Source organism: Peptostreptococcus stomatis DSM 17678, from assembly GCF_000147675.1.
GTDB lineage: Bacteria > Bacillota > Clostridia > Peptostreptococcales > Peptostreptococcaceae > Peptostreptococcus > Peptostreptococcus stomatis.
Window position 1 is genome coordinate 23,836 of the sequence record NZ_ADGQ01000064.1, and the last position, 12,726, is coordinate 36,561.

Annotated in this window: 17 protein-coding genes; 2 read left to right on the plus strand and 15 right to left on the minus strand. The window is 29.9% G+C overall.

Going from position 1 to position 12,726, the window contains the following annotated elements:
* Positions 1-209: 209 nt before the first annotated feature.
* The 14 genes from HMPREF0634_RS07195 to HMPREF0634_RS07250 form a co-directional block, all read right to left on the minus strand.
* Positions 210-620: a sigma-70 RNA polymerase sigma factor region 4 domain-containing protein gene (locus tag HMPREF0634_RS07195; RefSeq protein ID WP_007790365.1), complete on the minus strand. Its 411-nt coding sequence runs from the start codon at positions 618-620 to the stop codon at positions 210-212.
* Positions 621-1,151: 531 nt separating this feature from the next.
* A complete protein-coding gene (locus tag HMPREF0634_RS10065) occupies positions 1,152-1,277 on the minus strand; it encodes a hypothetical protein (protein WP_276324355.1) in 126 nt (41 codons plus the stop codon).
* Between the two features lie 128 nt (positions 1,278-1,405).
* Positions 1,406-2,185, minus strand: coding sequence for an ABC-2 transporter permease (locus HMPREF0634_RS07200; protein WP_040565885.1), 780 nt, complete (start codon positions 2,183-2,185; stop codon positions 1,406-1,408).
* Positions 2,178-2,777 (minus strand): ATP-binding cassette domain-containing protein, encoded by a 600-nt coding sequence (locus HMPREF0634_RS10070; RefSeq protein WP_408634994.1) that lies wholly within the window; start codon positions 2,775-2,777, stop codon positions 2,178-2,180. Before HMPREF0634_RS10070 ends, HMPREF0634_RS07200 begins: the two co-directional genes overlap by 8 nt.
* Positions 2,759-3,112 carry an ATP-binding cassette domain-containing protein gene (locus HMPREF0634_RS10075; RefSeq protein ID WP_007790355.1) on the minus strand — a complete coding sequence of 118 codons (354 nt, stop codon included), beginning with the start codon at positions 3,110-3,112 and terminating at the stop codon, positions 2,759-2,761. Before HMPREF0634_RS10075 ends, HMPREF0634_RS10070 begins: the two co-directional genes overlap by 19 nt.
* Positions 3,109-3,882 (minus strand): ABC transporter permease subunit, encoded by a 774-nt coding sequence (locus HMPREF0634_RS07210; protein WP_040565886.1) that lies wholly within the window; start codon positions 3,880-3,882, stop codon positions 3,109-3,111. The genes HMPREF0634_RS10075 and HMPREF0634_RS07210 overlap by 4 nt, the downstream gene beginning before the upstream one ends.
* 11 nt (positions 3,883-3,893) lie before the next feature.
* Entirely contained in the window at positions 3,894-4,817 is a 924-nt protein-coding gene (locus HMPREF0634_RS07215; RefSeq protein WP_007790361.1) for an ABC transporter ATP-binding protein, read from the minus strand.
* Entirely contained in the window at positions 4,817-5,014 is a 198-nt protein-coding gene (locus HMPREF0634_RS07220; protein ID WP_040565887.1) for a PLD nuclease N-terminal domain-containing protein, read from the minus strand. The genes HMPREF0634_RS07215 and HMPREF0634_RS07220 overlap by 1 nt, the downstream gene beginning before the upstream one ends.
* A gap of 9 nt (positions 5,015-5,023) precedes the next feature.
* Positions 5,024-5,491 carry a GNAT family N-acetyltransferase gene (locus tag HMPREF0634_RS07225; RefSeq protein ID WP_007790367.1) on the minus strand — a complete coding sequence of 156 codons (468 nt, stop codon included), beginning with the start codon at positions 5,489-5,491 and terminating at the stop codon, positions 5,024-5,026.
* Between the two features lie 15 nt (positions 5,492-5,506).
* Positions 5,507-5,788 carry a PqqD family protein gene (locus HMPREF0634_RS07230; protein ID WP_040565888.1) on the minus strand — a complete coding sequence of 94 codons (282 nt, stop codon included), beginning with the start codon at positions 5,786-5,788 and terminating at the stop codon, positions 5,507-5,509.
* Positions 5,789-5,802: 14 nt separating this feature from the next.
* Positions 5,803-6,822 carry a radical SAM protein gene (locus tag HMPREF0634_RS07235; protein WP_007790334.1) on the minus strand — a complete coding sequence of 340 codons (1,020 nt, stop codon included), beginning with the start codon at positions 6,820-6,822 and terminating at the stop codon, positions 5,803-5,805.
* A gap of 21 nt (positions 6,823-6,843) precedes the next feature.
* On the minus strand, positions 6,844-7,875 hold the full coding sequence (locus HMPREF0634_RS07240) for a radical SAM protein (RefSeq protein WP_007790387.1): 1,032 nt from the start codon (positions 7,873-7,875) through the stop codon (positions 6,844-6,846).
* Positions 7,876-7,877: 2 nt separating this feature from the next.
* Positions 7,878-9,266, minus strand: coding sequence for a PqqD family peptide modification chaperone (locus HMPREF0634_RS09410; protein ID WP_007790336.1), 1,389 nt, complete (start codon positions 9,264-9,266; stop codon positions 7,878-7,880).
* Positions 9,267-9,533: 267 nt separating this feature from the next.
* On the minus strand, positions 9,534-9,725 hold the full coding sequence (locus tag HMPREF0634_RS07250; RefSeq protein WP_007790390.1) for a helix-turn-helix transcriptional regulator: 192 nt from the start codon (positions 9,723-9,725) through the stop codon (positions 9,534-9,536).
* Between the two features lie 399 nt (positions 9,726-10,124).
* Between HMPREF0634_RS07250 and HMPREF0634_RS07255 the strand changes: the two genes are divergently transcribed.
* Positions 10,125-10,475 carry a plasmid mobilization protein gene (locus tag HMPREF0634_RS07255; RefSeq protein ID WP_007790333.1) on the plus strand — a complete coding sequence of 117 codons (351 nt, stop codon included), beginning with the start codon at positions 10,125-10,127 and terminating at the stop codon, positions 10,473-10,475.
* Positions 10,476-10,480: 5 nt separating this feature from the next.
* The gene (locus tag HMPREF0634_RS07260; RefSeq protein WP_007790395.1) at positions 10,481-11,812 is read left to right on the plus strand and encodes a relaxase/mobilization nuclease domain-containing protein; all 1,332 of its coding nucleotides are present in this window, start codon (positions 10,481-10,483) and stop codon (positions 11,810-11,812) included.
* 68 nt (positions 11,813-11,880) lie between these two features.
* Here the strand turns inward: HMPREF0634_RS07260 and HMPREF0634_RS07265 are convergent, their stop codons facing one another.
* Positions 11,881-12,699: a hypothetical protein gene (locus HMPREF0634_RS07265; RefSeq protein ID WP_007790440.1), complete on the minus strand. Its 819-nt coding sequence runs from the start codon at positions 12,697-12,699 to the stop codon at positions 11,881-11,883.
* Positions 12,700-12,726: the final 27 nt, after the last annotated feature.

Here is a 12,726-nt window from a genome sequence, read left to right on the forward strand (position 1 = left end):
AGGTCTTGGCGTAAGTCATAATTCTCCACAAGCAGATAAAGTCCTACCTTGGTCTATTCAGTTGTCAAAGAACAAAATATTTGAAAGGGATTTTTCTTTCTATTTTCCAATTTGCCATAGCAACCTATCTCTTATAAAAGAAAGTAAAAGAGGTCAAACTCCCCTTCACTTTATATAAGGAAAATTTGACCCCTTTGGTTACCGAATTTCTAAATTTCTTCGATAAATTTTTTCAGCTTCTCTAAGATTTTGTTTCTTTTCTTAATCAAAGCCGGGTGTGTGATACTCTTTAACTTTGCTACCGAACGGACTGGTTCATCATGAAAATACAAACGCTCTATGATGTCCTTTTCTTCTGCGTTAAGCCTTGATATAGCGTTTCTGACTGCTTCAATCATCATCTGTGTTTCCACAATCTTTTCTACATCAACGCCTTCATCAACAATATTTTTCTCAAAGTGTCCATCATGATCCAGTGAAGAAAAAAGGAGCAAGTGGTTTTTCCTGTCCACCTGCTCCAAATATTTTTCATGCTCTTTCTCACGCCAGTAGACCTTATATATCTCCTCACTGACTTTCACCTTTTGCCCATTGACATAAAGGTAGTATTCTTTTTTCATTTCAAGTCCTCCATTCTTTTTCTGTCTGCTTGTTTTCAGGCAAAAAAAGGAGGACTACGGCATAATAATAGACTTAGTCCTTTTAAATAAGAAAAACCATTTATACAAATTTGTAAGTTGTATAGAAATTTTTTAACATTTATATCTTTTTTTATAACAAATATTCTTTATTCTTATTAAAAAATATCTATATACATGCATATATTACTCCTCTTCTTAAATTCATCAAATTTGTATATCATCAAATATAAATAAAGTGGCTAATTGATTTTATTTCATATTTGAGTATCATAATTTCCTAATCCAAATATTCTCTAAATTTCATTCTCTTTATTCTTTATGTCTCTAGGCTTAAATATGTATGAAAATCTTGAGTATGTTTTCAGATGATATAAATTTTTACATGGCGTCACTATTTAAAAAGGGCAAGGATATTGCTCCTTGCCCTTTGGTGAACAAATCTGACTCTCTTGCAACAAAGTAAATTTTCTTTGTAACCAGATATCCACCTTCTGATTTAAGCATCTTAGGCTAGGTAACCAACCATCCAAAAACTGCTCCAATTACCCAAAGCACTACTGCTCCAATCGCTGCACCATACTCATTATCAACACTTGATAATCTTAAGCTAGCCGGAGACATATATTGATGTTTCATAAATTCACCTCCCTCCTTATACTCAAATATCCATTTTCAAATATATTTTTTTAAGAGAGCAAATTAAATATAATTAATGAAAATAGAGTCTATTGAGATATTTATTACTATAGTAATATACGTTCATATTACATATAATAATCGCTTTTCTTAGAAATTAATTTCATAACTGCAATTGATACTACAAGTAAAACTACACTTACAAGAATTATTGCAGATCTATTAATTATTATCACTCCTGTAAATTGCCCTATAACAATAGCAATTATTGGAAGTATAATAAACACTGCAGACTGTTGTGCTTCTTCCACAGAATCTGAATTTTGAGATTTTTTAATTATAAAAGTTGTAGATAAAATTGTTATTGCAAGACTAGTAATTGCTAGTATACAAAACCACTTCAGATCGGGAATTAAAAAATTAAAATTAGTAACATATAGAACAATATTTAATATTATAAACATAAATATAAATACTATAATATTTATGGACATACTCAAAAATAAAGAAACTTTTACTTTCGCTATAAAAATATCACTTACTTTTATTGGCGATAAAAATAGTGTTTCCAAAGTTCCCTTTTCTCTTTCCCCAACAAATGAATTTGCAGATATAATAGTTGACATCATAGTAGGTATTAACATAAAAAATATAGGTAAAACATTATATAGAAAAAAATCTACTACAATCTTTCGTTGCTCTACTGAAGTCAAACTGTCCATCTCTATATTAAGTATTTTAGAAAACATATCCAAATTCACACTAATATTTTTTATAGAAACGACAAATACTGTAGGCATAATAATAGTTAAAACTACTGGTACTAAACACATAATTCCAATTATTTTTTTATTTTTTAATATAAATAAAGCATCTTTTTTTATGATTTCATTCGATACATTATTCATAAAAGCCCTTCCTTTCTACAAGTAAAAAATATAATTCTTCTAAACTTGGTTCACAAATTTTTGCTTCAAAAATATTACCACCACTTAAAACTATCTTCTTTACTATAGTTGATACTTCTTCTTTATTCACTATAGGGACTTTATATCTATCTGAATCAATCTCAAAATCATCAAAAAATCTGTCATTCTTATCTAGTTTCGCATATAAATATAGATATTTTTCTAAGTTGCATTTATTCAAAATTTCAGAAAAGTTTCCTGTGCAAATTAGCTTGCCTTCATTTATGAAACCATATTTTGTACAGATGTCTTGTGCATACCTTAATTGATGTGTACACAAAAATACAGTAGCATGTCTTTTTTTTACATAATCACTTATTAATTTATTTATTCTTTTAGCACTTTCTGGATCTAGTCCAGATGTTGGCTCATCCAGAATTAACAGCTTAGGTCTATGTATAAATATTCTTGCTAATGAAAGCTTTTTTTTCATTCCTGTAGAGTAATATTTCAATTTTACATTTCTGTGTTCATACAAATCTACTTGATGCAAAACCATCTCTATTCTGTCATTTATACATCTATCTTCAATTCCAAATAATTTAGAAAAAAAACTAAATTTTCATTTCCTGTCATTTGTTCATACATACCAGCTGTTTCTGTCAGCGTACCTGCCAGAGCATGAATCTTTTCTGGATATAATATCGGATCATAACCTAAAACATCAATTTTTCCAGCATTTGGTCTTATTAATCCATTTAGCATTTTTACAATTGTAGTTTTTCCAGCACCATTTGGACCTAAAAAACCAAAAATTTCTCCCTCAGCAACCTCAAAAGACACATTTTTAACTGCTTCTTTATCACCAAATTTTTTTACAAGAGCTTCAATTTTTATCACAAAATTTCCCTCTATCTCACCGTTCATTGTTCTATTTCCTTTCTTCTAAATAAATATATTGCAAGTAATAATGACAATATAATACACACTAAAGTAATAACAGTTGCAATGCTAGTTTCAGCTATCGTTATTTTTCCTTCCACAATATATACGCACTGGGATAATAGCGAAATTGGTAATATTTTATACATTTGTGGAAAAATTGATATAAACATTTGCAATAGGTTGAAAATAAAACAAAATACAACTGTCAAAATTCTATTTTTCAAAATTAATCCTAACAAAATATTTATTCCTATTATGAGAAGCCCATACTCAAATACAATTAAATTAGAATATGTTACAGGCAAGATAGAAATCTCATTCTTCCAAAATACTCCTACATAATATCTAAAAGCCACAAAACTTATTGTATAGCTGATAGCCCAAATAAGAGATGATGAAAGAAATTTAGAAATAATTATATATTTTCTATCAATTCCTTTTGTTAATACATTGACAATTGTCCTTTTCTCTAACTCCTCTGACATTAGGCTAGATGTAACAAAAATCAACACAATCAATCCAATTTGAGAAAGATTTTTAAAAAACTGAAAATATGCTTCAATTTCTGATGCTTTTCTAACATTTAAGACATATCCTTCGGGAAGAAGTTGTCTAAGTATTTCTCCTAAATATTTTGTTCCTATTGGTGATATTATCCCAATAAGAAAGAAACTTATTAACATAACTAATAATTTATATTTTCTTGAAGATTCCATCAATTCTTTTTTTACAAGAACTATAACTTTTCTCACAATACCATCTCCTATATTATATCATCAACAGACATGTCCGATATTCTAAAGTTGCTTGGGTGTACATTCATATCATTACTTCCAAAATAATAATATATTTTTTTTATGATTTCTTCTTTTGAATTTGAAATTATAAATTTCTTCTTTTCTATCTTATATCCAATATCGTTATTTTTTAAAAATAACTCAAATTTTTCAATAAAGCTAAATTCTTGTCCAATAAAATCAATTTCTATTTTTCTACTCTTTGCAGAAAAATTTGTATTATCTTTTAAATTAATTATTTTTGCTATACCTTTATCTAAAAAAATAATTTCATCACATAGTCTATCTATATCTGTTAAAATATGTGTAGAAAGCAATATACTTGTTTCTTTTTTTATACTATTAAATATTTTCTCCACTTCTTTTCTTCCGTCTGGATCAAGAGCAGACATTGGTTCATCGCAAATAATTAAGCTTGGTTCTCCTATCAAACACTGTGCTATCCCTAGTCTTTGTTTCATACCTCTAGAATAGCTCTTTATTCTTTTATTTTTGTTATCTTTTAAATTTACTAATTTTAATAATTCTTCTACCTCATAATTAGTATCGCTTTTTCCTACTCCTTCCTTTTTTAAACCAATACACATAGACAAATACTCATAAGCATTCATAAAATCATAGAAAACCGGTACATCAGTCAAATAGCCTATTCTTACACTACTTTTTCCATACTGTAATTTTTCTCCATTCAACATAATACTTCCCGAATCAGATTTTAAAAATCCAATCAGCATTCTCATTAAAGTTGTTTTTCCAGCACCATTCTTGCCAATCAGTCCAACAATTGTATTTTTCCTAATCTTAAATGATGCATCTTCTATTATTGTTCGCTTATCAAATCTTTTAGATAAATTATTGACATCAAGGATAGTTTCTGATTTTAGAACCATTATTCATCCCTCCCAAACAATAAATAACTTATCGGTCCTATTATTTGAATAAAAATAACAACACATACCCAAATAATTCTATTTCCAAACTTATATTTATTATTTTTAAGAATATCTTTTAATGAAATAATTACTAATATTAAGTTTATAATTATTAATGGTAGTAAAATATTAATATAAGTATGTATGAAATCCATATCATTCTCCTATTCATAGTTTATTTTTCCTAAAATTATTATATTATCATCAGGAATGAGCCCTCCTATTCTTCCTTCACGCATATACTCCATTGATTCAAGCAATGCTAAACCTTCCTTGTTAGTTTCATTAACTGAAATGTTTACTTTATATTTAGATAAAGAAGACTCATAAATATGTCTTTCTAATTCTTTTATTAGTTTTTTCCCTATACCCCTATTCCTTTGACTCTCACTTACATATAAAACTGCAATTCCCCAATAATTCTTTTTGTTTGATGTAATAGCAGTTGCAATTCCCACAATTCTATCATCTATTTCGCATACTATACCAATTTCTATATTATTTTCAATTCTCATTTTAACCATGTTCTGTTGCTGATACATGCTTAATATTTGGTGATTGTTTGCAAAATTTTCTTGGATATATTGACACATATTATCAAAATTTGTATCACCTAATTTAATAAACTTCATCTTATTCACCTCCTATTAAATCATAAATAAAACTTCTTCTTTAATCAAATAATCAATAAATGAACATACATCTTTCTTTATCGTATCAAAGTCAATGTCATTATATTCATTTTTTAACTTATTACATATTTGTTCCACAGACTGTGTACCATTACAATTAGCAAATATAATACTTGCTACCGGATTGAGAATATCTAGCATTCCAGTAATCGGATATTGATATATAATAAATTCCCCATCTCCCTCATATCTCCATTTCAAATTTAGCAATTTAGGTATTTCATTTTTATACATCATAATTTCCTCCATATTTATAAAAATAATCTATCTTTTAAAGGATCTAACAATGTTCCGTTTTTTCTGGAATTCATGATTTGAGCCAATTCCAACATTTTGGGATTATGCCATCCCTTCTTCATTTTACTCCAAACATTTTTAAATGTTTCAGTTTTTAAGTCCCCAAAATATACATCAATATAAGGTGTTATCCCGACTAGCCCTTCTGAATTAATTCTCATAACGGTTGCAAATCCATTTTTTATTCCAAACTCAATATGTTCTGATGGGCTTCTATATTCTATTTGAATAGGTGCAGTTTTAGAATAAATATACTTTTCCAAATTTGCAAATTGTTCCTCTGTTGCATAGATCTCATCTTCATTGTCTTTTACTCTACCAGATATAGATAATCTTTGTGTCCTTATTGATGAAACTCCTAATGATTTACAAAGCTCAGTTGTGTTTTTAAAATCATCAATATTATATTTCGTTGTAGCAAATGAAACTCGTACCTGTTTTCCTATTGAAACAAAATTCTTTATTGCATTTACAGCTTCATTAAAAGACCCCTCTTTATTACGTACATAATCATGTATTTCTGGCTTTGAACCATCCAAACTTATTTGAACCATATCTATATATTCTGCAATTTTACGAATTTTTCTTTTGTCTAAATTAGCTCCACTCAATATAGTTCCTATCTCCACTCTATTTGTACGCAGATATCTCATCAAATCAAAATATTCAGAACTACAGGTAGGTTCTCCTCCAGTTAAACATACCTGAAAAACTTTAGCTTTTATCAATTCATCTGCAATAGCAAAAATCTGTTTTCTATTAAGTTCATTCCTATTTTTATTATGAGAATCATTATAACAATATATACACTTATTAGGGCATACACTAGTTAGCTCCCACATTACATATATAGGAGAATCAAATCCATTCTCAGGTATCAAGTTAGCATCTATGAAATCTCCAAAATTATCTGCACTATCTAGTATATCTTTATCATAGTTGGTATTACCAAAAACATTTATGAATTTTCTCATAATTTCCTCCTCGAACATTTTCTATACATATAACCGTTTTAAATCCCATAAATTTTTTATAGATTTTTGTTCTAAATCTTCTTTGAAATTTCTCCATGCACATGAAAACCTATTATCCCAAGTAGTTTTGAAACTACCATCTTGGTATATACTTCCCAAATTACTTGGTAAATATACACTTAATAGAAAATTCCCATCAGGAGTTATAACTCCTCCCCATGTTCTGCCAGTTCTTAACCCATTCTCAATTAATTTAAATTGATCAATAAATCTCACACAGGTAGATAATCCCAAATTATCATCTTTAACATGATCATTGTATTTAGAAATAAAGCCATTAACATTTGTTACACATAATTGAAATTCCTCGGCATTTATATCCAGACCACATTGTATAACTTTTTGATTCATTGTTACCATAGGTTGTATTCTTATTTCATTTATTGAATAATTCTCATTAAAAAATTTTACCAAATCACTCATACCAGAATAGTTATTTTTTGTTGCAACTGCTTCGATGCTCATAAAAGAACGTTCTTTTTCGTTTTCCCTTATAAACTCTATTAATTTAAGTGCTTCATTGAGTGCTCCTTTTCTGCCTCGTTGATAATCATTAACTTCCGCATCTACTGAATCAATTGAAACATTAAATGCAATCCCTTTTATTTTTAATAATTTACTTAGAATTTCATAATTTATATTATATCCAGAAGTGCATATCATCACTGGAACATCATTATCTGAAAATATTGATACTATATCTAATAAGTCTTCATTTACTAATGGTTCTCCACCAGATATAGAAATCATAAAAACTTTCATATCACAAATCTCTTTTGCAAGGTTTATTTTTTCTTGCTTACTTATTTCCTTAACCACTTTGGGAAATCCTCCTGAACAATACAGGCACTTAGAATTGCATTTTCCTGTAATCTCCCAAATAAGTGAAATTGGTGCAGAAAACTTTACTGGTATTTCAAATCCATAAGTATTGAGTTTTTTATTTAAATATTCATCAATATCTTTTTGGAGCAGTATTCTCTTGGTAGCCATATCTAACCTCCTCTATTGCAACTATATTCAAGTTTTCCATGTGTTTCATACCTTATTACAGGGCATTCCATTTCACACGATTCATTGCAATGAACGCATTTTTTAAAGTTACTACCTCTAACCATTTTCAATATTTTTGAATTTTCCCAAATCTCTGATAGATCTTCGTGTAGCACATTTCTATTCTCAGCAATCAATAAAGAATGATCTGTAGGACACATTTTCACAATACCAAACGGATTTATAGTACAATGTATCAGTCCTGCGCCACATCGTGGCATCACATTAGCAACATCAAACACTTTTGAATATTTACTTCCATTTCTCGAAAATTGGTTTGGTGTAAATAGAAGCATATCAGTATTTTTATATTTATTATCAAACCAATCATTAACATCTTCATAAAATTCATTCAACATTTTAATGTCTTCTTTGCCAAAACACAATTTCTTTATGTTTTTAGCTCTACCACCCATCTCCAATGGAATTACACACAACTCCCTAACCCCTATTTCATAGGCTGTATCAACTATCTTTTTTAAATCAAATATGGTCATTTTAGTTTCCATAACATTGCATCTTACTTGGATACCTTCATCAAGACACGCCTTAATTCCTGATATTGTTTTTTCAAATGATCCTTTCACTCCCCTGAATCTCTCATATGTTTCTTGATCATATCCATCTAAATTGCTTTCTACTTTAGCACAGCCTGTACGTTTTAAATCTTTAGCCATCTTTTTATCAATTAATGTTGCATTTGTCAGTAAACTATAGCTTCTTCCTTTAGAAGAAATGTAATCACAAATTTTGATGAGATCATCACGCATTGTTGCTTCTCCACCAGATAATAAAATTTCAAAAACATCATTTTTTATGATATTATCTATAATCTTACACCAATCTTCATAACTTAATTCATTCTGAACCATCCTATTCTCACAGCAAAAGTCCGCATCTGCAAAACAATGTATACATCTGAGATTACATGAATAAGTCAGTTCCAACAACACCTTTAGTGGCGATCTCAATTCATATGGTTTCATTCCCAATACAAAATTTTCCATTTCAAAATTCTTCGGGTAAAGGTTATTCATATTTTTATTTTCTATAATAGAATCTATATTGTCTGTATCATCTACTATATACTTGCTTTTTTTCAAATAAATTATAAATTGCTCAACATCTCTTTCTATAAATTTTTTATCAGCATCATACTTATGGTACATAAAATCAACAATTTCACTCATCGACTTATTTGATTTAATTAAGCGTATAATTTCATATCCAATTGTATTTAATAACTCGATGACTAATCTATTACGCTCATAGTAAATTCCACCAAATTTTTCTGGTCTTATTAGCCCAACTAACTGAAATTTTCTATCCATAAAGCCTTCCTCCTAAATGATTTTATAGTTACTATTTTAGGCATATCAAATCGCACACTTTTTGTCAACTATTGTTTGCAAATTTTGTATTTTTTGTTTATTTTTATTACTGTTTATTAGTTCTCTAATATAGTTGTCTTACATTTAAACTGAGTACAAAATAAAATGATCCCTATAAACTGGTTGTTCCAGTTTATAGGGATCTGAGTAATTCATATAGCAAACTTTTTATATTTATCTATCTATATTTATATTTAATAAAACCCATTAAATATAGTAAAACAATTCTTCAATAGATACTTTTAAGACCCTAGCACAATCAAATGCTATTTTTATTGTCGGTTGTTTTTTTAATGTTTCTATATCACTTAAATACTGACGACTAATTCCAACTGCTGTTGAAAGTTCAGTTTGAGTAAATCCTCTTTTTTCTCTAAATTGCCTTAAATTATTTCCCAAGTTATCCCTCCTTTCAAAAAATTTATAGATTTTTATTTTCAAAATACATAGTTTATTTTAATACATTCTCATCAAAATATCAATAATAAAATTTCATTAGTTTCGTTAGTTTCATGTGTTTCCCTCTAATTTTATTTTCCTTTCCCTTATATAGCAATGTAGTGAATTTTATTATTAATTTTGACTTTTACTAATTTTTACTATAAAATTAATATAGCAATCTAATACACGCTTAACGCTTATTACAGATCATTCTTTTGTAGCAAGCACAGTAAGTGTACGGACACTTACGGAAAAATTGATGAAGCAGCCCTTCGGGATTTGCTTCTTTTTTTATCAATTTTTAGCTTGTTAGGGAGACCCTAAGACCCCGAAATTCATATACAGGAGGAACTATCTATGGCAAATAGGATACGAAATGAACGACTTGAAATTAAATTGACCAAAGAAGAAAAGGCTCTTTTTGAAGAGAAACAAAAACTTGCGAAGTGCAGAAATATGAGCCATTTTATCCGCAAATGCGTTTTAGAAAAGGAAATATATCAAGTAGATTTAGAACCTTTCAGAGATTTACAAGGCTTGCTTTCCAATGCTACAAACAACATCAATCAGATCGCAAAGAGAATAAATTCGACAGGTATAATCTACAAAGAGGACATCAGCGATATAAAGAAAGAGATTGAACACTTCTCTAAAGAACTATGGCAAATTCATTCCCTGCTCCTTAACAAGACTTCAGGAGGTGATTAGTTTTTATGGCTATTACAAAAATACACCCTATAAAATCAACCCTTAATCTTGCCATTGACTACATCGTAAATGGAGAAAAAACAGATGAACAAATCTTGGTAAGTACACATAAATGTCATCAAGAAACTGCTCATACACAATTTTTAAGAACACGAAATGATACAGGAACAAAAGGAACTGTTCTTGCAAGACATCTGATTCAATCTTTTTTGCCGGGAGAAACAAGCCCTGAAACGGCACATCGAATCGGTATGGAACTGTGTAAAAAGATATTAAAAGATGAGTATGAATTTGTCTTATCTACTCACATTGATAAAGGGCATATTCATAACCATATCATCTTTAATAATGTAAATATGGTAACGGGCAAATGCTATCAATCCAATAAAAAAAGCTATCATAAGATCCGTTACCAGAGTGATAAGCTGTGCAAGGAAAATAACCTTTCCGTCATTGATGAACACTACGAAAGCTACAAGAAAAAATACAAGACGAGTGGAAAGTCTTGGTATGAAAATGAGCAAACAAAAAGAGGTACTTCTTGGAAGAGTAGGCTTCAATTTGATATTGACCGCATGATAAAACAGTCTAAGGATTGGGAGGAATTTCTAAAGAAGATGGCTGAGCTTGGTTATGAAATTAAGTACGGTAAGCATATAGCTTTTAAGCCAAAAGACAAGCCGAGATTTACAAGAGCTAAGACGATTGGAGAAGATTATACCGAAGAACGATTAAAAGAACGAATAGCTGAAAGCGAGCTTATTAAGACGCCTACCGTTAAAAAACGCATTGGAAATGTTATTGATATGAATACCAATGTGAAGGTAAAGGAAAGCAAAGGCTATGAATACTGGGCGACGAAACATAATCTGAATACAATGGCAGAATCCGTTATCTTTATCAGAGAACATGGCATAAAATCTGTTCAGCAACTTGATGAATTTATCAAGAAAAGTGCTGATGAAAGACAAAATTTACAGGATAAAATCAAGGCGATTGATAAGGAAATGGAACAGTTATCCACTACGATGGAGCAAGTTCATACTGTCAAAAAATATCGTGCCTATTACAAGGAATATAAGGCGAATCCGTCTGATAGGGCATTTTTCGAGGAATATAAAGCTCAGATTACCCTCTATGAAAATGCTCTTTCTGAACTTAAAAAGACTTATTCCAAACTCCCAAATTCAAAGGATATTTTAGATAAACTTGATAAATTACAAGAAAAAAAGAATACCCTAATGCAAGAGTATTCTTCTACAAAATCGACTATGGACGAGCTTTATCAGATACGAAAGAACTATGGAATTTATATGGGTAAGGAGATGGAGAGATAATCTTTATCTCCTTTTTTTGAGCAACAAAAAAGAGCCGGTGCAGTCCTAAGACTACACCGACCATATATTTATCTCTCCGTTTCTTTTGGTTTTTCTTTACCCTCTTTCGGCTTTTGCTTATCTTCCACCTGATATTCTTTGATAGCACCAAGTATGGATTTTTTATCGTTTTCTTTCCCTTTTTCAGAGCCGGTTAAGGTATTTAACTTGGCTTTCATTTTTTCAATATCCTCTCTAATCTGTCCTGACTGCTCCCAAGAATCAGCATAAAATAAGTCTTTTTCTCTTTCTTCTATCTCACTTTTCAGTTTAGCAATCTCTTGACTCTTATCCTGTCCTTTCATCTGTTCTTTCGCCTTTAAGAGCTTTGAGGAGAATATCCTTACATTGCTATGCTCCTTGCCGTTATCATCAATAGAGATTCTAAGCTGTCCGAATAGCTTTACGAAATCTCCCTGTTTAAAGTCCTTTGGAATATCACTCTTTTCTCCATAGGCGGAGCAACTATGATACACCTTATTACCATCATCATCTTTGGAAACTACGGAGAAATTTGCCACCTTAAACGCTTCTCCGTTCTTATTTTCTCTTTCAACTACATCGACCTCTCCAACAATATTTCCAACAATATTTACAATGTCATCTTTTTCCTCCTGAACATAGGGCAGGTCTTTTATCTGTCCCTGTTCCCTTAAATCTTCAATCATATAGTCAAAATCTTCATGAAGCAGATTGATGGTATCCTTTGCCATATAATCATCATAAAGCTTATCCAAAGCACTCTCATCGTTGATGCCTTTTTCCATACTGATAACCGCCTTTACAAAATCTTTGTGGTTATCCTTTGCCATATCTTCAATTCTATCCCTTATTGTTTTGTAATCCATTCTGTTCTCCTTTCATGGTAAAAGGGA

What these genes read in the sequence shown, in the direction of transcription:
- HMPREF0634_RS10075 (WP_007790355.1), bottom strand. Translation starts at nt 3,112, where the DNA reads ATGAACGGTGAGATAGAGGGAAATTTTGTGATAAAAATTGAAGCTCTT.
- HMPREF0634_RS07255 (WP_007790333.1), top strand. Translation starts at nt 10,125, where the DNA reads ATGGCAAATAGGATACGAAATGAACGACTTGAAATTAAATTGACCAAA.
- HMPREF0634_RS07225 (WP_007790367.1), bottom strand. Translation starts at nt 5,491, where the DNA reads ATGAAGTTTATTAAATTAGGTGATACAAATTTTGATAATATGTGTCAA.
- HMPREF0634_RS07240 (WP_007790387.1), bottom strand. Translation starts at nt 7,875, where the DNA reads ATGGCTACCAAGAGAATACTGCTCCAAAAAGATATTGATGAATATTTA.
- HMPREF0634_RS07265 (WP_007790440.1), bottom strand. Translation starts at nt 12,699, where the DNA reads ATGGATTACAAAACAATAAGGGATAGAATTGAAGATATGGCAAAGGAT.
- HMPREF0634_RS07220 (WP_040565887.1), bottom strand. Translation starts at nt 5,014, where the DNA reads ATGGATTTCATACATACTTATATTAATATTTTACTACCATTAATAATT.
- HMPREF0634_RS07260 (WP_007790395.1), top strand. Translation starts at nt 10,481, where the DNA reads ATGGCTATTACAAAAATACACCCTATAAAATCAACCCTTAATCTTGCC.
- HMPREF0634_RS07230 (WP_040565888.1), bottom strand. Translation starts at nt 5,788, where the DNA reads ATGATGTATAAAAATGAAATACCTAAATTGCTAAATTTGAAATGGAGA.
- HMPREF0634_RS10065 (WP_276324355.1), bottom strand. Translation starts at nt 1,277, where the DNA reads ATGAAACATCAATATATGTCTCCGGCTAGCTTAAGATTATCAAGTGTT.
- HMPREF0634_RS07215 (WP_007790361.1), bottom strand. Translation starts at nt 4,817, where the DNA reads ATGGTTCTAAAATCAGAAACTATCCTTGATGTCAATAATTTATCTAAA.
- HMPREF0634_RS07235 (WP_007790334.1), bottom strand. Translation starts at nt 6,822, where the DNA reads ATGAGAAAATTCATAAATGTTTTTGGTAATACCAACTATGATAAAGAT.
- HMPREF0634_RS07195 (WP_007790365.1), bottom strand. Translation starts at nt 620, where the DNA reads ATGAAAAAAGAATACTACCTTTATGTCAATGGGCAAAAGGTGAAAGTC.
- HMPREF0634_RS09410 (WP_007790336.1), bottom strand. Translation starts at nt 9,266, where the DNA reads ATGGATAGAAAATTTCAGTTAGTTGGGCTAATAAGACCAGAAAAATTT.
- HMPREF0634_RS07200 (WP_040565885.1), bottom strand. Translation starts at nt 2,185, where the DNA reads ATGAATAATGTATCGAATGAAATCATAAAAAAAGATGCTTTATTTATA.